Source organism: Streptococcus sp. VT 162, assembly GCA_000688775.2.
In the GTDB taxonomy this organism is placed as follows: Bacteria; Bacillota; Bacilli; order Lactobacillales; family Streptococcaceae; genus Streptococcus.
Map to the genome: position 1 here is coordinate 959,757 of CP007628.2, position 20,076 is coordinate 979,832.

A 20,076-nucleotide genomic window follows, 5' to 3' on the forward strand; every position below is an offset into this window, starting at 1 on the left:
GCAAACTAGGAAGCTAGCCGTAGGCTGTACTTGAGTACGGCAAGGTGAAGCTGACGTGGTTTGAATTTGATTTTCGAAGAGTATAAATTATACTTTTACAACTTGAACCTCATCTTTACCGAGCAAAATCAAGTATTTTTCAATGTTTTCAATCGAATAGGCTCGTGATAAAGCCTCTCCGTATAGGGCTAACTGACCACGATAGCGGTCTATGAGTTGACTTGGTTGATCGTAACGGTCTGTCTTATAGTCGAAAAGAATAATTCTGTCCTCATAAAGTAGATAGCCGTCCAAGATCCCACGAACAACAAAATCTTCCTGACTCTTTTGATCTTTTTTGAGCATAGAGAAAGGTTGCTCGCGATAAAGATGGTCTGTATTAGCAAGAATTTCCTGACCAAGTGCTGTGTCAAAGAATGCAAGGATTTTAGCAAGATTGATCTTGTCTCTTACAGCTGGACTAGTCTGAACTTGTTTGAGAGTTTCTGTCAAGCTAGCAAGTGTTGGTTGCTGACTGAGGTCAATTCTCTGCATGAGTTCGTGAGTGGCACTACCAATCTCAGATCCAGTTACCTTTTCTTTAGTTGAAAAATCTGGTAAATCAAAGCTGATTTGCTTTTCCGGTGATGGAGTTTGGTTAGTAATTTCTACCCCTTCCATATCCATAACGGGTTCGTAGAATTTCTTGATTTGGCTTGGGGTTTGAACACTTGGTAGTTCAATGGCTGCGCGGTGAAGAGTATTATAAATTTCCACATCTTTCAGCATTTCCAAAGCTTCTTTGATGGTTTCTGACTGGCGGTTGTCTGCTTGAGAACTATCTTGGAGAGGACTCTTGTTTTCCAACTGACCAATAGCTTCCCTAGTCAACTGGTCTTCACCAATAAAACGATAGCTAAAGTTGAGATTGTCCTTGGCAAATACTTTACTGATAGCCCAGACCCAATCTTGGAAATTTCTTACTTGCAGTCTGGTATTGCTATCTAATTTTCCGTTATTTGCTGCTGGGTATTCCTTGGCTTCTAGCTTTTCACGAGAACCCTTGCCGACAAGATAGAGCTTTTTCTCAGCTCTCGTCATGGCAACATACAGCAGACGCATCTGCTCTGAATAGCTAGCCAGTTGCAGTTCTTTCTCATTCTGCGTATAAGTTAAGCTAGGAATAGAGAGTTTAATGGTTTTAGGATAGTGTGCTTCCACTGCTCCTGTTTCCACGTTGGCAATGTATTTGACACCAAGCCCATTTTGACGACTGAGAATAACGTCTGACATCGAGTCTTGCTTGTTGAAGTCCTGATCCATATTGAGGATAAAGACGTAAGGAAATTCCAATCCTTTGCTCTTGTGAATGGTCATAAGTTCCACGGCATCTTTAGGCGGTGCGACGGCTACGCTTGCGAGATCGTGCTGGGCTTCTAGGACTTGGTCAATCATACGAACAAAACGAGACAAGCCTTTGAAATTGCTCTTTTCAAACTGGTCAGCACGTAGCGCTAGGGCATAGAGATTGGCCTGTCTAGCAGGTCCGTTTGGCAAGGCTCCAACATAGTCATAGTAAAAACGGTCGTTGTAAATCTTCCAAATCAAGTCATAGAGAGAGTGGGTTTTGGCATACAAGCGCCAAGAATCCAAAATATCCATGAACTGATTTAATTTTTCCGCTAGAGATTTATGAATCAAGTTTTTCTGACTTGTTGCGAGTTTTTGAGCATTAACAAGTTTCTCATAGAAATTTTCTTGGACCTTATCTTCTACTTTCTGAAGGGATAAGCGTGCCAACTCGTCCTCATCAAAACCAAACATAGGAGACTTCATAAGGGCTACCAAGGCATAGTCTTGCAGAGGATTGTGAATGACTCGCAGGGTGTCCAACATGACTTGCACTTCTAGGGATTGGAGATAATTGTTTTGCTCCCCGTCTGTTTTGACAGGAATTCCGTACTCTGACAGAGCGAGGAGGATCTGGTCATTACGACTGCGACTGGAAGTCAAAAGGGCAATTTCTTTGAAGGCTACACCTTTTTCTTGATGGAGCTTCAAGATTTCCTTGATAACTAGGCGCATTTCTCCTGTGAGTTTCGTTTCTGCTTGGCTCTCTTCCTCCTCTTGCCCACTATCGTCCTTGTCGTAGAGGAGAAACTCTGCCTTGTTCTCAGGATTGGGAGTTAGTTTGATGTTGGCAAAAACAAGCTGGTGCATGCTATCATAGTTGATTTCGCCGACCTCTTGGTCCATGAGACGTTCAAATACATCGTTGGTTGCTGATAGCACTTCTGAACTACTACGGAAATTTTCCTTGAGCAAAATCAGCTTTCCTTCTTGAGGATTTTGCGCATAGCGTTGAAATTTTTCATTGAAAATCTGGGGATCTGCCTGACGGAAACGGTAGATGGACTGCTTGATATCTCCCACCATAAAGCGATTGTGACCATTCGACAGCAATTCCAGCATTCGTTCTTGAATGTGGTTGGTATCCTGGTACTCATCGACCATAACTTCGTGGAAGCGCTCCTGATAAGCCTCACGAACTTGCGGTGAATTCTCTAAAATCTCAATGGTGTAATGACTGATATCAGCAAATTCAAAGGCATTTTCTTGGCGTTTACGTTCACGATAAGCCTCCACAAAATCACTCATAAAGGTTTGGAAGGTTTTAGCTAGATCCCAGGTATCTTCATGATAACGCTCTTGATAGTCGAGAATGGTTATCTGGTCTGACAGTTGTCCTAGTTTAGCAAACTGGACCTTTCTCTCATCGTTATAGGCATCAGCCAGTGGTTTCAAATCGGCCTTACGACTGGAGTTAGCCAGAGCTCGACCATTTTTTTCCTTAGAGATGGCGACAATACGCGCAAGCACAGCTTGATAAGCCTGGCTATCGGACTCTTGATTTAAGGAGCTAATTTCATCCAAAACCTGTTGAACAGCTTCTAAATAGGCAGCTTTTGGAAACTCCTTGGCATCGTTATCCAGATGATAACGGAAGTAACTTTCCAAGTCCCAAAGCACCTGCTTAATTTGCTCGGTTTGTTTGTCTTTCTCTTTTGCAAAGTCAGCTTCTTCAAACCCTTTGAGAAAAGACTCGTTCAGCCATTTTTGGGGACTGCTGGTGGATTGTAAAAAGTCATAGATTTTGTAGACTTGTTGGCGCAGACCTCGTTCATCCTTGCCACGCCCTGCAAAGTTCTTCACCAAACTACTAAATTTCTCTTTATTCTCACCTTGATAATGCTCTTCAAAAACTTGATGAAAAACTTCGTTCTTTAAGAGTAACTGTTCACTTTCATTTTGCAGAATACGGAAGTTCGGTGCGATATCAATCAGATAGCCATGTTTGCCAAGGAATTTTTGTGTGAAAGAGTCCATGGTTCCAATGGCAGCGTTTGGTAGATCTGCCAATTGACGTCCCAAGTGTTGTTTGAGATCAACATCATCGGTTTCTTGGATTTGTTGGCTGATTTTTTTCTCCAAGCGCTCTTTGAGTTCAGTAGCAGCCTTGACGGTAAAGGTCGAGATAAAGAGTTGGCTGATTTCCACGCCACGTGCTAATTGGTCCAGAATACGCTCTGCCATAACAAAGGTCTTCCCTGAACCAGCAGACGCTGAAACAAGGATATTTTGCCCTGCGGTATAAATGGCTTCGATTTGCTCGGCTGTTTTCTTTTGTTCCTTGTTCGAACTCGCTTCTGCTTCTTGCAATTTTTGAATCTCTTCCTCAGTTAAAAAGGAAATGGGCTTCATCGATTCAACTCCTCTCTCATTTTCTCAAACCAAGCTTGCTTGAGCTTTTCTCCAACCAGACGCTTGCCATCAGCTAAGTCCAACTTCTCTAGGAAACGTGCTTGTCCTAAGTGATAATTGGCTTCAAATCCAGTGATGGCTTGGTGTTGCTGAACGTACGGGGCAATACTTCTGCCATTCTCTGTGTATGGATTGATGGCAAACTGGCCTTGTAAAATCTTCTCAGCTGCCTTTTTGTACAGATGGGCATTGTAATCCAGTAAGAGCTGGAATTCCTCGTCTGTCAGCTGATTAGCCTTGTTTTTGTTATAAAACTCTCCCAAATGACTACTTTCTTTTTCTAAAAAGAGACCTTGGTATTTCATAGACTTGCTAACTTCTGCTACTGCTCCTGCCAGACTTTTAACAGCTAATAAAGATTGGACAGGTTCAGCCATTTCCAAGTACATAGCGCCAAAAAAGTTCTGCTCCCCTTCTCTTTTTAAGGCAGCAAGATAGGTTGGCAACTGGGAATTAAGCCCATTAAAGAAATGAGGAAACTGGAACTGAGTTAAACTAGACTTGTAGTCTACCACTCCTAACGCTCCATCAGCTTTCAGGCGGTCAATGCGGTCAACCTTGCCTCGCACATGGACACTCCGACCATTATCCAATTGAATAAAGGCTTGATCTTTACCACCAAATGCTGCTTCCTCTTGGATGGTTTCAATGGCTGGATTATGACGTAGGATGTGGCCAGTGGTCCTAGCGACATCAAGAAGAACTTCCTTGGTAAACTGGGCTTCCAAACTTTCTTGATAAATGGCTTCAAATTCCCGTTCTTGACTGGTTTCCTTGATAGCTTGCTCCAAACGTTGGTCAAATGGTTTTTCAGCAGGGAGTTTCAAGGCACGTTCAAAAATACGATGCAAGAAATTCCCGTGACTGCGAGCATCAGGACGTAGGCGCAATTCTTCCTGCAAACCTAAGACATAACGGAGGAAATAACTGTATTCATTGCGGTAAAACTCCGTCAAACCAGACGTAGACAGGTAAAACTCCTTGTCAGCTGGATAGAGAGCCTTCAAGGTCTCTTTCTCTAATGGTTTGCTGCTTGGGCTAGTTGGGAGTGCAGGATTTGTAAGACCTTTTTGATCAAGTTTTTTCCCCATCACACGCGCTAGAACCTTGACAAAGGTCACATCTTCTTCATTTTCACTAGAACCCGCCTGCTGATGATAGGAAACGAGACTAGACAAGAGACTGTGATAAGAACCCATATCATCCTTAGACAGACTTTTTTGATGAATCTTCTTCTCTAACCGGCTAAATCCAAAACCCACCAGTTCCTGAAGATAGGCTGATTCCTTGCTCTCATTTTCATTGAGGAGACTTGGAGCTGACAAAATCAACTGCTTACGAGCAGCATTGACTAAAGAAAGCATGGTATAGCGATTTTTCTTGAGGTTTTCACTACTTGCAATCAGTAATTGCGCTCCCTCCTCAGTTGCTTGGTTTAGACTTTGTCTTTCTTCGTCTGTTAACAGGCTGGTGTTTTGCGCAATTTTTGGCAAATGATCCTGAGTCAGCCCAATGGCATAGACAAAGTCAGCGGTCATAGGTGCAATCAAATCGTAACTCTGCACCAGAACAGTGTCAACAGTTGCTGGAATGGTACGATACTGGGATAAGCTCATTCCAGAATGGAGCAAGGCTAGGAAATCCTCTAGACTAACCTGTGTACCAGCGAAAACGGTCGCAAATTGTTCTAAAACATGGCAGAAAGCCTTCCAAACTTCGGCTTGTCTTTCCTGTTCTAGAGTTTCCATAGTAGCTGTCAATTCTTGCATCTGCTTGCTTAAAGCAGCATTTTTTAGAAAAGTATTCCACTTTTGCAAGAGATTTTCAGTCTTTTGCTTCCGACTGGCAAATAAGGTTTCAAGTGGCGCCAAAACTCGCAGACGAAGAGAATTTAAACGCTCTAAATCAAATTTTCCATGGTGGGATTTGGTAAAGGTCTGCTGAAAAGCTGGCAAGCCATTGATGCCAAGATAGCGGAGATATTGCTCAAAAGCATCAATATCCGCTTGGCCAAGGTCAGTATACAAACCTGTTCTGAGGAGATTAATCAAATCCTCCTGACGGAAACGGTAACGTTTTAAACGTAAAATAGACTCCACATACTGAGTCAGAGGATGATGGGCCATGGATTCACTTCTACCAAGATAGAAAGGAATCTGGTACTGGTCAAAAATAGTTTTCAGTGATAGCTGGTAAGATGCCACATCACCCAGCAAAATACGGAAATTCTTGTAACTCAGTTCTGGATGGTCATGTAATTTCTGACGAATGCTACGGGCTACTAATTCCAACTCCTCTTTTTGCGTCAAGCAGGACCAGATTTGCAGATTTTCACGGTCCTTCTCATCGACATCTAAAGCGAGTTCTGAGAAGTCATAAGAAGACTCCAGCAAACGAGAAGCCTTGTCAAAACTATCAATTTTCTCATGAGTCTGAGAACGATCCTGAGCAAGCGATTGGTATTTTGCCCCCAAATGATGAAGAAATTCCACACTGGCTTGATAGAGATTCCCTTCAGTGAACGGACTGATATAGGCTTTCTTGCTTGCATAGGCCCCAATGACAATCTCGGCACCTTTTCGGTGGAGTAGATCCACTACACGCTCTTCCTCGGCAGAAAAACGGGTAAATCCGTCAATGACTAAGGCAAGTTGACTGAAATCACTACTTACCTTGTCATTCTCAATAGCCTCAATCAAATGAGATAACTGACTTCCCTGAGCCAACTGACCTTGATTGAGATAGGCTGTTACTTTCTCAAAAATCAAGAGTAAATCTGCTCGCTTATCCTCATCTGTCAGACTTTCCAAGTCCAAAAAGCTCATCTGAGCAGTCGTCATCTCATGATAAAGTTCAATCAACTGCTGGATAAATTGAGGATCCTGCTTAATTGCACCATAAACACGTAAGTCCTTGGGATCGAGTTCGGCAAGACATTTATAAAAAGCCATCCCAAGCCCGATGTCATCTAAACTCGTCTTAGTTGGCAAATCATTCAAGACTAAGTAACGAGCCATCTGAGCAAAACGCGTGACGGTAATCGCAAAAGAAGCCTGCTGGGACAAGCATTCCAGCACGGCGCGTTCCTTTTCAAATGAAAGAGAGTTGGGGGCGATGTAGAAAACCCGCTTGCCAGCAGCAACTAGCTCTTCTGCCTCTCTGGTTAAAATATCTGTCAAAGAAGTCCGAATATCAGTATAAAGTAATTTCATCTCTGCCTCGTTTGGTTTATCAAAGTTTCTTACTCTATTATAGCAAAGTTCGCTTCACAGTCCAAATCCAAAATTTTAGTTGACAATCATTTAACTAGGAAATCAATCATACTCCATCATCCACTTTCATATGCTGAAAAATATAGAGGAAAAAGTCTTTGGAAACTTCAAAATGCCCATAACGAAGTCGAGAAGTATAGTCTTTCCATTCAGGATGTTGTCTGGCTATTTCTATGAAGCAATCTTTGACTGGTTGATAATACTCGACATTTCGTCTAAATGGAAAGAATCCTTCAAACTGCTCTACTTGATAGGCTTTGTCATCTGTAATTTTACCTACGGCCACAAAAGCCTGTAACTTATCTTGACCATTCATATCGTATTTTGGGCTATAATATAAAAGATAGTCTCCTTTTTTCATACGGTTTAAGGGGCCGCCCTTTCCATGACAGACCTGACAAAAATTCCCTTCAACTCCTCTTAAAACATGGTTCTTCGAAACAACTCCGACCCAATATCTAGGCATTTTTATCCTCCAACTCTACTAACAAACGATTAAAAACTTCTCTATCGTTAGATAGTTTTTTAAAAAATTCTTCATCAACACCTTCTACTAAAGGTAAAGCTTGATTGACCTTCTCCGCGCCAGACTTCGTCACTGAGACCAGTTTTGCCCGACTATCCTTTGGGTGTTGATCGCGTCTAATGTAGTCTTTCTTCTCCAGTAGCCTAACAATCTGGGAAACCGTCATGACATCCATACCAGTGAACCGAGCGATATCAACTTGCGTTACATATTCCTCTCTATTGCTCAGAAACAAGAGCGAAGTCAAAACGATAAATTGAGGCAGAGTGAGACCAACTAATTTCAAGACTCTTTTTAAGTTGCTTTCCCACTTGTTGTAGACTTTGATGAACAGAAGACCTGTGGACTCTGTTTCATCATTTTTGTAAATTGAATTAAAGTGATACTTTGACATTTTTTCTCCTTTAATATTAAGTATACATATTATATAAGATTTTATTTTCTTTTTCAAGAAAAGGAAAGTCAAATGTTACTATTCTGTCAGACATTTCATAGTCTATATGCTATAATAAAAGCAAAACACCTAGAAAAGGAAGTCTTATGATTAAACTACTAGCCTTGGATATGGACGGAACCCTCCTTAACGAAGCCAAGGAAATTCCACAAGCCCACATTACTGCCATTCACCAGGCCATTGAAAAAGGTGTCAAATTGGTTCTCTGTACAGGTCGCCCGCTTTTCGGTGTCCTTCCCTACTATAAAAAACTAGGACTGGACCTCCAGAATGAGTATGTCATTGTTAATAACGGTTGTTCAACTCACCAGACCAGTGACTGGAGTCTAGTTGACTGGCAAGAACTCAGTCCAGCCGACATTGAATACCTTTATGATCTAGCAGAAAAAAGCGACGTCCAGTTAACTCTTTTTGATGAGAAACATTATTTTGTCCTCGGTGGCAAGCCTAATGAAATTGTTCAAAATGATGCCAAGCTAGTCTTTTCAGACCTGACTGAAATCTCCCTTGAGGACGCGACTAGTGGCAAGTATCGGATGTTCCAAGGCATGTTTTTAGGAACAAAAGAGCAAACAGACGATTTTGAGCAGCGGTTTGCTGAGGAACTCTGCCAACGATTTAGCGGAGTTCGTTCACAGCCTGTCATTTATGAAGCCATGCCACTTGGGACTACTAAGGCTACTGCTCTTTCTCGACTAGCAGAGATTTTGAAGATCGAGCCCTCAGAAATTATGGCCATGGGCGATGCCAATAACGATATCGAAATGCTTCAGTTTGCAGGGCTTGGCATTGCTATGGGAAATGCCAGCGACCATGTCAAATCCCTTGCTAATGACGTTACAGATAGCAATGAAGAAGAAGGCGTTGCGCGTGCCATTGAGAAGTATATTTTATAATTGAGAAGCCCAGTTCATGTCAACTGGGTTTTGTTTTTTTAAGAATCACAAAACTTTAGAAACTCTTTAGAATTACTTGATATTTCTTTGATTTCTATACCTTATACTAAAGTTAGAAAAATAAATCAAAAGGAGAAAATCATGAAAACAGTACTCGAAATTCATGGACTGACCAAACAATTCGGACAACAAGCTATTCTTCAAGATCTTAGTCTAACCATAAAAGAGGGAGATATTTATGGTCTAATCGGAAAAAATGGAGCAGGTAAAACTACTCTTATCAAAATCATTACACAACTACTGTTTGCGGATAAAGGAACTGTTTCCCTCTTTTCTAGTCAATCGGAAAATGAGTGGACCAAGGGCTTATCTCGAGTAGGTTCAGTTATCGAATCACCTGTAGCTCATAATCACTTAACAGCCTATCAAAATCTGAAATATTATTGTATGATCCGCCATATTCCAAATGCTGATAAAGTTATTCAAGAAACACTAGATTATGTAGGTTTGTCTGATACAGGTAAGAAAGTCTTTCGTGATTTCTCGCTAGGAATGAAACAAAGACTTGGTATCGCTATTGCTCTTCTGTCCAAACCCGACTTCCTTATTCTTGATGAACCTATTAATGGTCTCGACCCAATTGGAATCAAAGAATTTCGTCTCATGATCCAGCGGCTAAATCAAGAAAAAGGCATAACCATCCTCATCTCTAGCCATATCTTGTCAGAACTCTATCTCTTAGCTAATCGCTTTGGTATTCTGGATCAAGGTAAGATTATCCGTGAAATCAGTAAAGCTGAGTTTGAAACACTAAGTGAGGATTATATCGTGCTTAGAACAAGCGATAAAGAAAGAGCTTGTCAGGTATTGAAAGAACAAATCCAGCTCCAGTTTAAGGTTGTAAACCCTGAAAAGGAAATCCATATCTTTGGTAATGAACAAGATGTCAAACAGATTCTTAAGCAACTAACTTTGTCCGATGTTGCTATTGATGAGATTTACTTTGCCCGTCAAAACCTAGAAGAATACTTCACCCAATTGGTAGAATAGGAGAAAAATCATGATACATACCATTCAAGCAGATTTTTACCGTCTTTTCCGCTCAAAAGGATTCTGGATTACAGAATTCATTCTCTTTGTACTTATGTTACTGGGTGCTACTATTGGAGCTACAGGGCATCTAATGTCAGTTCAGGCAGCACCACCTGAGCTTCCTACCCATGGTTGGAATGGGATAGAAGCTCTAATCAACGCGTCAAATAACGGCTCAAACCTCGTTTTCCTCTGTATTATTCTAGTGTGTTTAGTTCTTGGGGTCGATTTAATCGGCAAGCTTTATAAAAATAGTTTGACAGTTGGCGTTTCTCGTACCGAGTTTTTCCTTGCTAAATTCTTTGTACTAGCAAGTATCGCTCTCTTACAACTCATCACCAGTCTTGTGATTGCCTTTATTCCCGCGACTCTACTAAACGGACTTGGTACAATGCCTGATGGTTTTGTTACTAATCTCCTCTTGACGATTTCCCTTCAATTTCTATGCCTACTCGCTTGGCTTTCGATTGTCTCCTTTATTCTCTACCTAACTCATTCTTATCTTGCCGTATTTATCGGCTATCTAGTTACCTCTATCATCCTTTCTATGCCAATGCTTATCTTTCCAAATATCGCAATTTTACGATATCTGAGCTTAAATTTTGCCTATGCCATGACTGCTGATAGTCAAGCTATTCTCTATACCATCACGGTTTGCGTAACAGTCATACTTTTCTTCTCTTTCAGTGGACTGACTATTTTCAAGAAGAAAAGCTTATAAAAAGGACCTCCTCTAGGATATAGAGGAGGTTTCTTTTGTTAAAAATAAATAAAGACCGAAAACCATTCTCCATCAGTGGCTAGCTTCATTTCCGCTCCAAGAAGATGAACCAATTCCTCAGTAATATAGAGACCTAAACCAGAGGATTCTTCGGTATCTGACATATTTTCAGAATAAAAACGATTGCTGAGATTGTCTATATTCTTGATAGATTTTTTGACTAGATTATCAATTTCCAAAGCAAGCCTATTGTCTTCCTTTTTCAAAGAAAGCCGAGCCTTCTCCTTACCGTGCTTGAGAACATTTCCAAGAAGGTTTTGTATAATTCGATCAAGCAAGTCCTCATCAGTCGCCGTTTTCAATCCTGGTTCAACATTAAAATCAAGAACAATCTGTGAAGATTGAAAAACGTCGTAATAAGCTAAAGTCTTTTTCGTTATAAAAGTTGATAAATCAAGTTCTTCCAGTTTCGGTTTGACTGCTCCTTCCATCAAATGACGGTATTCTAGGAGGGCCTCCAAACGTTTGGAAACCAGTTCCTGATGATGGGCTATTTTGCTTAAAGTTTCCTGACTATTATCGGGGTGTTTTATTAGTTGCTGGGTATATCCTGAAGCGATTGTCAAAGGTGTCCGAATATCATGAGCAATGTTACTGATTGCCATATCTAGGGTGCGTTTTTCACGCTTCATGATTAGTTGGTTTTGCTCCACTTCTTGAAATAGATTCTCAATTTGGTTATGTAGACGCAAAATGGTCTTTGAAAAGAAATTTACACCGATCCTCTTCATGCTACCAGAGCGAATCTTTTCTTCAATTTGTCTGCTTAAATCTCTAATTGCTATATGATAGCGAATCAAAAAAATCGCCAAAATAATATTAGTAAGGAGCAATATAGATATCAAAATGTAAATCATTACTTATCTCCTTTTAATCGAACACCAACTCCCCAAATGGTTTCGATGTACTCGTGATTTGGATCCAGTTGATGCAGTTTTTTACGGAGATTGCTTAGATGGGTGTTGAGCGTATTGTCTCCAGGCAGGTAACTTTCTTCCCAAATCAATTCATAGAGTTCTTCTTTGGTGAAGATCTTTTTAGGATGCTGGTGCAACATTTGGAGAATCTGGCACTCTTTCTTTGCAAGGCGAATGGTTTCAGTTGCGTTACTTATTTCAAAACTATCCGCATCAAACTGGATATTTTTAAAATTTTGTACGAGGTTATCAATTTCTCTTCGATCTTCTGACTGATGTTCACCACTTTGGCGTAATTGAACAGTGACTCTGGCAAAGACTTCGTCCAAATCAAAAGGTTTTACTACATAATCATTGGCACCATCTAAGAGATATTGGCTGATGAGCTTTTTATCACCCAAAGCAGTAAGCATGATGACCGGAGTCTGACTCGTTTGTCGAATAGCTTGCAAGACTTGGTCACCATTTTTCCCAGGGAGCATGATATCTAGCAAAACGAGATCAATGCCACCTTTGTCAAATTGCATTATACCTTCTGTACCAGAAAATGCTTGAATCACCTCATGTTCCTCTGCAAGAAGGGTTCTTAAGATTTCCTGGATTTCATTATTATCTTCAATTATAAGTATGCTCGCCATAAACCTCGTCCTTTCTAAAACTATTATAACATGTTTTGTTAGGAATTCCAGATACAGAAAAGCTCCTCTCACATTTTAAGCAAGAAGGAGCTAATGGATATTGAATCTACTTAACCAAATAAGCAATCAAAGTTATAATCCATAGATGAGCTGGGTAGAAAATATAAAAGAAATATTTACTCCAACTAGTTTCTTTTCCTCGCTGTCCATTATACAAAGCCATAAAAGGAAATACGGTGATAAAGAGCCAGTCAGAATTGTAAAGCATCATTTCCAGTGTTTGGTGCCAAGTGTCGTAAATTTGGATGGAAGTCACTAACAAGAAGGCCCACAGAAAGGCATAGAGGAGATTTCGCAAGCCCTTGCGATTTCGACAAGAGTAACTAATCAAGAGAAATGGTAGCATGGTGATGCCACCCTCGGTAAAAAGACACCCGAAAATCAAGAGCCCAGCAAGCCCAATACGACGCCACAACTTCTCCTTTTTATCCAACTCTTTTCTGGGAAAACCAATCCAAAGCATGGTGACACCGATGGCCAAAGTCAAGAAAATATTATTAGTAACCATTACACCCTTAGAGGCAAACAGAGTATTGAGAAGGCTATTTCCAGCAAACATGATCAGCGCCCAACTCCAAAGACGGATGAGGTAGTTTTTCAAATTTCGAGTATGGATGAAGCCTTCCATAGCCATATAGGCAAACCAAACTCCGACACAACGGGTCAAGGCGTGAAAGATACCTTCCCACAAAGGAGAAACGATTCCGGTGATATGAGGGATATGGTCCAGAACCATTACTGCCGCCATCAGATACTTCAACTGCGTTGCATTCCATTTTTTCATAATAAACCTCTTTCTTTTTGATCTACATAGAGTATAGCATACATTTCCACGTATAATCGTACACCCATCTTACATTTAAAAAGCCTATCTTACATTTTTGTAAGACAGGCGTGAATATTAAATGTTTATTATGAAATTTACCTTCTAGTCCGTAATTCGTTGGTACATTTCGGGTCTTCTATCACGAAACAGTCCCCAATTTAGGCGCTCGCTTGCTCCCTTATCAAGGTCATAAGTTGCTAACAGAACAGCTTCTCCTTGTCTTTCAGCTCTCTCTAGAATAGCTCCTGTTTCATCCGTCATAAAGGAGGAACCGTAGAAGTCAAGACTGGAACTCTGTCCACCATTTTCCTCACTAGGAGTGACTTCTTCCAAGCCATAGCGATTGGCTGCAATAACTGGGACAATATTTGCTGCTGCGTGCCCTTGCATGGTACGTTGCCAGTGACCACAACTGTCTGTATCCAAAATTGGCTCTGAACCAATAGCTGTTGGGTAAAAGAGCAATTCTGCCCCATTCAACGCAAGACAGCGCGCCGTTTCAGGAAACCATTGATCCCAACAGATGCCAATCCCAATCTTAGCATAGCGAGTATCCCAGACCTTGAAACCAGTGTTACCAGGCGTAAAGTAAAATTTTTCTTGATAATAATGATCATCTGGTATGTGGGTCTTCCGATAGACGCCCAGCACTTCTCCATCAGCATCAATGACGGCGATTGAGTTATACAAGACATTGCCATCTTTTTCATAGAAACTGATCGGTAGAACAACCTGTAGTTCCTTAGCAATTACTTTAAAATGCTGAATGGCTGTATTTTCTGTCACCGACTGGGCATACTGGTAGTAGTCATACTGGCGTTCCTGACAGAAATAGGGACGTTCAAACAACTCGGGTAAGAGAATGATTTGTGCGCCTTGTTCTGTAGCTTGACGTACTAAACGCTCTGCTGTTTGGATATTTGTTGCCACATCCTTGGCACATTGCATCTGGATCGCTGCAACTCTAACATTTCTCATCTTTTTCTCCTATTCTGGGATTTGTTGGGTGATACAGTGAATATTGCCACCACCTAAAAGAATGTCTCTTGCTGGTATTCCTACGACCTTACGGTCTGGAAAACACTTGCTGAGGATATCTAGGGCCACTTGGTCGTTTACATCCTCAAACTGGGGCACTAAGACAGACTTGTTGGCAATATAAAAATTGACATAGGAAGCTGCAAGACGTTCACCTGCATAACGCTCTTCTTCCCCTTCTTCGTAGATGTAGCCTGGCAAATCTTCTTCGGTTACAACTTGATGAAGCGCTGGGATTGGCAATTTATGAATAGTGAAGGGACGCCCTTTTGCATCCGTTTCCTTCTCTAAAAGGGCAAGGTCAGCTGCAGACATGGCATACTGGGGATCGTTTTGATCATCTGTCCAAGCCAAGACAAGTTCTGCAGGACCAACGAAAGCGGCAACATTGTCAACGTGTTCATTGGTTTCGTCCTGATAAATACCATAAGGTAGCCAAATAACTTTTTCAGCGCCAAGGCACTCTAATAAGGTGTTTTCAATTTGCTCTTTAGACAGGTGGGGATTGCGTCCAGGACTGAGTAAGCAACTTTCAGTCACAAGAATAGTCCCTTGACCATCGCTATGGATTGCCCCGCCTTCCAGTACAAAAGGTTTGGCATCGTAAACAGGCATTTGCAATGCCTCAGCAAAACGACTGGCTACTTGGTCATCATCTTCATAATCTTGATAAAGACCATCGACAGCGCCACCCCATGCATTAAAAGACCAATCGACTGCCAACTTTTCTTTTTTATCATTGATGAGAATGGTCGGCCCCGTATCACGCGCCCAGGCATCATTAGTAGGAATATCTAGATAAACAACCTTTTCTCCAAGATAGGATTGCGCTTCAGATAGATAATCCTGCTCCACCAAAAGATAGACTCTTTCCCCTTCTGCTATGGTCTTGATAATCTGGCTAAATGCTCTTTTGGCAGCCTTTCCTTGGAAGGGCCATGAACCTGGTCGAGTCGGCCATATCATGAGGGTACCATGATGGGGTTCGTACTCTGCTGGCATACGATAGCCTGCTTTTTTCGGAGTTTCTATCATGATAATCTCCCTTTAAAGTCTTGATAGCCAAAGGCTTTGACTAAGCTGCAGTCTCCCTGCTCGTCCATAAGATAGAGACTTGGCAAGCCAATACCGTTAAAAGTATTATTTTTGACAAAGGAATAAATAGCCATGTCTTCGAAATAGAGTCTGTCACCAATTTCAACTGGATTTTCAAAACTATAATCACCAATCACATCACCCGTCAGGCAGGTATTAGAAGAAAGTCTATAGGTATGGGCTTTTTCTCGCGCCTCAAAGCCGTTTCTCAAAGGTGGTCGATAGGGCATCTCAAGTACATCTGGCATATGGCAGGTTGCAGAGGCATCTAAAACCAAAATATCCATACCGTTTTCTACAATATCCAATACTTCAGTAGCTAGATAACCCGCATTGAGCGCAATAGCTTCACCCGGCTCGATATAGACTTCAAGGTTGTAAGTTTCTCGGATACGCTTGATTTCTGAAATCAGTAAATCCACATCGTAGTCTTCTCTGGTGATGTGGTGTCCGCCCCCCATATTGAGCCATTTAACTTGATGCAAATAGGGTCCAAACTGTTCTTCTACAGCTTTCAAAGTTGTCTCTAAATCATCTGCTCCCTGCTCACAAAGTGTGTGAAAATGAAGCCCATCCACCAAGTCCAGCAAATCACTCGGTATCTTGTTTAAAGTAACTCCAAACCGAGATCCCGGAGCACAAGGGTCATAGAGCGCGTGATCTCCTTGAGTTGAACACTGAGGGTTGAGGCGCAAACCGACACTGATACCAGCCTCTCGGCAACGAGCACCATGTTTACGCAACTGTCTCTCCGAGTTGAAGACGATATGGTCCGTTATCTCCAGCAATTCCTCCAAGTCTGCATCCTTGAAAGCAGGTGCAAAGACATGGACTTCCCCCGGAAACTCTTCTCTAGCTAACTTAACTTCATAGAGACCACTTGCAGTTGTACCAGAAAGATACTGGCTAATCAAGGGATAGGTTTTGTAGAGAGAATAAGCCTTCTGGGCAAGCAAAACCTTGCAAGCAGATTCTTCTTGTACATATTGTAAAACGCGACAGTTGGCTTCCAACTTTGCCAAGTCAATGACGTAAGCTGGTGTTGGTACTTGTTCTAGCTTCATTAGTCCACCATTTGTGGATTTTCAACCACAACCCAAGGCAAACCGTACTCATTCAAAGCTTCCATGAATGGATCTGGATCCAATTCTTCAAGGTTGTAAACTCCAGGTTGTTTCCAAGTACCATTCATAACTAATTTTGTTCCAATCATAGCTGGAACTCCAGTCGTGTAAGAAATAGCTTGGGAGCCAACCTCAGCGTAACATTCCTGATGGTCGCAAACATTGTAGATGTAGATGGTTTTTTCAACACCATCTTTGACACCTGTAAAGATACATCCAATATTTGTTTTTCCAACTGTGCGTGGGCCAAGGCTGGCAGGATCTGGAAGCAAGGCTTTTAAGAATTGAATCGGTACAATGTCTTGTCCATTAAAGTTAATAGCATCCGTACGAAGGAGACCAACGTTTTCCAAGCATTTCATATGCGTTAGATAAGATTGACCAAAAGTCATAAAGAAACGAATACGTTTAACTCCTGGAATGTTCTTAGCCAAAGATTCGATTTCTTCATGGTGAAGGAGATACATGTCTTTTTGCCCAACTTGAGGAAAATCATACTCACGCTTGATAGACATAGCTTCGACTTCAACCCATTTTCCATATTCCCAGTAAGAACCTGGTGCAGAAACCTCACGTAGATTGATTTCCGGGTTAAAGTTTGTCGCAAATGGATAACCGTGGTCACCACCATTACAGTCTAAAATATCGATATAGTGGATTTCATCAAAATAATGTTTGAGAGCATAGGCTGAAAAGACACTAGTCACACCTGGATCAAAACCAGAACCAAGAAGAGCGGTCAAGCCTGCTTCTTTGAATTTATCTTGGTAAGCCCATTGCCATGAGTAATCAAAGTAGGCTGTAAAACCAAGTTCCTTACAACGTTTCTCATAAATAGCACGCCACTCAGGATCTTCTGTATCCTCTGCCTCGTAGTTGGCAGTATCGATATAGTGCACACCTGTCGCCAAACAAGCATCCATGATGGTCAAGTCTTGGTATGGTAAAGCTACGTTCAAAACAGCTTCTGGCTTGTAGCTTTCGATCAGGGCAATCACTTCTTCTACCTTGTCAGCATCAAGAGCAGCAGTTTCAATCTTTGTATTCGTTTTGCCTTCTAATTTAGCCTTCAAGTCATCACATTTTGACTTGGTACGGCTAGCAATCATAATATCTGTAAAGGTTTCGCTATCTTGACAAATCTTTGAAATAGCAACTTGGGCAACGCCCCCACATCCAATAACTAATAAACGACTCATTTTTTTCCTTCCTCTTCTTCTAAAATGTCCTCAACATACTTGGGCAACATGAAGGCTCCCACATGTAAGTTTGCAGTGTAATATTCCGTGAAAAGCTGGCGTTTTTTCCAGCCTTCCTTGTCAAAATCTTTGATAGGGTGGTATTTTTTCGATGCAAATCCAAACAACCAATAGCCAGCTGGGCTGGTCGGGATGTGCGCCTGATAGACCCGACTGATTGGAAAGGCTTGATTGACCTTGCGGTGCATGCTTCGGCAAGCTGACTCATCTTCGTCAAAAAAAGGACTCCCATGCTGATAAATCATGATACCGTCTTCTTTGAGAGCACGGTAACTATTGCCATAAAATTCCTTGGTAAATAGTCCTTCCGTATGTCCAAATGGATCTGTCGCATCGTTAATGATAATATCATAGTCATCTTCGCAGTTTCGCAAAAAGCGTAGGCCGTTTTGATAGTAAATGGTAACACGAGGATCATCTAGCCCTGCAGCAAAGTCTGGGAAATACTCACGACAGACCTCAACCAACATCTCATCCGGTTCCACAATATCGATTTGCTCCAGTTCAGGATAGAGGGTTAATACTTGAGCAACACCACCGTCACCACCCCCAATAACCAATACTTTCTTTGGATTGGGATGCACAGCCATGGGTACGTGGACCGTCATTTCATTGTAGACAAAGTCATCTGCATCTGAAAACAAGACATGCCCATTTAAGACCAGTATTTTCCCAAAAGCTGGCGTATCCAAGACTTCGATATCCTGCCATTCACTTTTACCAGCGTAGAGTTGCTTGGCTGTTCTCAGGGACAATTTCACATCTGGAGTATGAACTTCAGAAAACCATAAATCCATCTAGTTCTCCTTTCTCTTAATGACATTGATGTGATTGACCTCTGGATCTTCCGTCCCTTGGAGGGAGCAACCACGTTCTTTGGCAAATAGTATATAATCCACAATCTCTCGTGTAATCCGTTCACCTGGTGCTAGGATTGGGATGCCTGGAGGATAGCACATGACAAATTCCCCACAGACATGTCCAACAGATTCATCCAAGGTGAAACTTCTTCTCTCTGAATAAAAGGCTTCCTGAGGAGACAGCACTAACTCGGGCTGGATATATTCTCCAGCAATCAAATCTTTTCCATCTCTTGAGTAGAGTCTCTTGATATCCGCCAAAGCACCGACCAAACGTTCGATGTCTTGGATGCGGTCACCAATCGAAATATAAGCTAAGATATTCCCAATATCACCAAATTCGATCTGAATGTCGTATTCGTCTCGCAGGAGGTCATAAACTTCGATACCTGTTAAGCCAATACCCTGAGTGTAAACGGACAGCTTGGTCACGTCAAAATCACAAACAGACACACCGTCTATGAGCTCTTTTGAGTAGGCATAATAACCACCGATAGCATTGATTTCACGACGAGCATACTCAGATAGTTCAATGACTTTCTCAAAAGACTCTTTGCCACGAAGGGCTAAGTTGCGACGAGAAATATCCAAACTAGACATAAGTAGGTAAGAGGCAGATGTAGACTGGGTCAGGTTAATGATCTGACGAACGTACTCAGGATTCATCTGCTCCCCGATAAGAAGGATGGAGCTCTGGGTCAAACTCCCACCAGACTTATGCATAGAGACCGCCGCCATATCAGCGCCAGCATCCATAGCAGACAGCGGCAATTTATCTGTAAAATGCAAATGCGCTCCATGGGCTTCATCCACTAAAACCATCATGCCAGCTTCGTGAGCCATTTCCGTTAAACCCTTGAGGTCTGAACAAATCCCATAGTAAGTAGGATTGTTGATTAGGATAGCTTTAGCATCTGGATGATCCTTTATAGCTTGAGCCACACGGTCATTTTCAAGTCCTAATGCGATGCCGATTTTGGGATCTACACTCATCTCGATATAGATGGGAATGGCTCCACATAGAACCAACGCATTGATAGCAGATTTATGGACATTTCGTGGCAGAATAATCTTATCTCCTGCCTTACAAGTCGAAAGAATCATAGTTTGAACTGATGAGGTTGTTCCCCCAATCATGAGAAAGGCATGGGCTGCTCCAAAAGCATTCGCAGCCAGCTCCTCTGCATCCCGAATAATCGAAATGGGATGACCAAGATTATCTAAGGGCTTCATCGAATTAACATCGATACCAACGCATTTTTCTCCTAACAGTTCGACAAGTTCCGGATTTCCTCGCCCACGCTTGTGACCTGGCACATCAAAGGGAACAATCCTTTTCTTGCGTAGTTTGACCAAGGCCTCGTAAATTGGGGCTTGGTTTTGATCTAACTTCTTCAAGACATACTCCTTCACCGTATTTTTAGCACCTCAAGAAGA

The 20,076-nt window shown here is 41.7% G+C and carries 16 protein-coding genes; 3 read left to right on the forward strand and 13 right to left on the reverse strand.

Features of this window, described 5'->3' with window-relative positions; genetic code table 11:
- Positions 1-87: 87 nt before the first annotated feature.
- The 4 genes from V470_04660 to V470_04675 form a co-directional block, all read right to left on the reverse strand.
- A complete protein-coding gene (locus V470_04660; protein ID AHZ47722.1) occupies positions 88-3,741 on the reverse strand; it encodes an ATP-dependent helicase in 3,654 nt (1,217 codons plus the stop codon).
- Positions 3,738-7,013, reverse strand: a complete 3,276-nt coding sequence (locus V470_04665) for an ATP-dependent helicase (protein AHZ47723.1) — start codon at positions 7,011-7,013, stop codon at positions 3,738-3,740. Before V470_04665 ends, V470_04660 begins: the two co-directional genes overlap by 4 nt.
- A gap of 106 nt (positions 7,014-7,119) precedes the next feature.
- Positions 7,120-7,539, reverse strand: a complete 420-nt coding sequence (locus V470_04670) for a hypothetical protein (GenBank protein ID AHZ47724.1) — start codon at positions 7,537-7,539, stop codon at positions 7,120-7,122.
- On the reverse strand, positions 7,532-7,993 hold the full coding sequence (locus V470_04675) for a MarR family transcriptional regulator (protein AHZ47725.1): 462 nt from the start codon (positions 7,991-7,993) through the stop codon (positions 7,532-7,534). The genes V470_04670 and V470_04675 overlap by 8 nt, the downstream gene beginning before the upstream one ends.
- A gap of 146 nt (positions 7,994-8,139) precedes the next feature.
- Here V470_04675 and V470_04680 point away from each other — a divergent pair, with 146 nt between their 5' ends.
- The 3 genes from V470_04680 to V470_04690 all read left to right on the forward strand — a co-directional run bounded on the left by V470_04680 (position 8,140) and on the right by V470_04690 (position 10,762).
- Positions 8,140-8,949, forward strand: coding sequence for a haloacid dehalogenase (locus V470_04680; protein ID AHZ47726.1), 810 nt, complete (start codon positions 8,140-8,142; stop codon positions 8,947-8,949).
- Positions 8,950-9,090: 141 nt separating this feature from the next.
- Entirely contained in the window at positions 9,091-9,999 is a 909-nt protein-coding gene (locus V470_04685; GenBank protein ID AHZ47727.1) for an ABC transporter, read from the forward strand.
- A 10-nt stretch (positions 10,000-10,009) separates the two neighbouring features.
- Complete coding sequence (locus tag V470_04690; protein ID AHZ47728.1) at positions 10,010-10,762, forward strand: membrane protein; 753 nt, start codon at positions 10,010-10,012, stop codon at positions 10,760-10,762.
- Between the two features lie 38 nt (positions 10,763-10,800).
- Here the strand turns inward: V470_04690 and V470_04695 are convergent, their stop codons facing one another.
- The 9 genes from V470_04695 to V470_04735 form a co-directional block, all read right to left on the reverse strand.
- Positions 10,801-11,679 carry a histidine kinase gene (locus V470_04695; GenBank protein AHZ47729.1) on the reverse strand — a complete coding sequence of 293 codons (879 nt, stop codon included), beginning with the start codon at positions 11,677-11,679 and terminating at the stop codon, positions 10,801-10,803.
- The gene (locus V470_04700) at positions 11,679-12,377 is read right to left on the reverse strand and encodes a chemotaxis protein CheY (protein AHZ47730.1); all 699 of its coding nucleotides are present in this window, start codon (positions 12,375-12,377) and stop codon (positions 11,679-11,681) included. The genes V470_04695 and V470_04700 overlap by 1 nt, the downstream gene beginning before the upstream one ends.
- A gap of 106 nt (positions 12,378-12,483) precedes the next feature.
- The gene (locus tag V470_04705) at positions 12,484-13,221 is read right to left on the reverse strand and encodes a beta-carotene 15,15'-monooxygenase (protein ID AHZ47731.1); all 738 of its coding nucleotides are present in this window, start codon (positions 13,219-13,221) and stop codon (positions 12,484-12,486) included.
- A gap of 144 nt (positions 13,222-13,365) precedes the next feature.
- Positions 13,366-14,241 carry a carbon-nitrogen hydrolase gene (locus tag V470_04710; GenBank protein AHZ47732.1) on the reverse strand — a complete coding sequence of 292 codons (876 nt, stop codon included), beginning with the start codon at positions 14,239-14,241 and terminating at the stop codon, positions 13,366-13,368.
- A gap of 9 nt (positions 14,242-14,250) precedes the next feature.
- Complete coding sequence (locus V470_04715; protein AHZ47733.1) at positions 14,251-15,336, reverse strand: agmatine deiminase; 1,086 nt, start codon at positions 15,334-15,336, stop codon at positions 14,251-14,253.
- Positions 15,333-16,460, reverse strand: a complete 1,128-nt coding sequence (locus V470_04720; protein ID AHZ47734.1) for a carboxynorspermidine decarboxylase — start codon at positions 16,458-16,460, stop codon at positions 15,333-15,335. The genes V470_04715 and V470_04720 overlap by 4 nt, the downstream gene beginning before the upstream one ends.
- Entirely contained in the window at positions 16,460-17,719 is a 1,260-nt protein-coding gene (locus V470_04725) for a saccharopine dehydrogenase (protein AHZ47735.1), read from the reverse strand. The genes V470_04720 and V470_04725 overlap by 1 nt, the downstream gene beginning before the upstream one ends.
- The gene (locus V470_04730; protein AHZ47736.1) at positions 17,716-18,576 is read right to left on the reverse strand and encodes a spermidine synthase; all 861 of its coding nucleotides are present in this window, start codon (positions 18,574-18,576) and stop codon (positions 17,716-17,718) included. Before V470_04730 ends, V470_04725 begins: the two co-directional genes overlap by 4 nt.
- A complete protein-coding gene (locus tag V470_04735) occupies positions 18,577-20,037 on the reverse strand; it encodes an arginine decarboxylase (GenBank protein AHZ47737.1) in 1,461 nt (486 codons plus the stop codon).
- Positions 20,038-20,076: the final 39 nt, after the last annotated feature.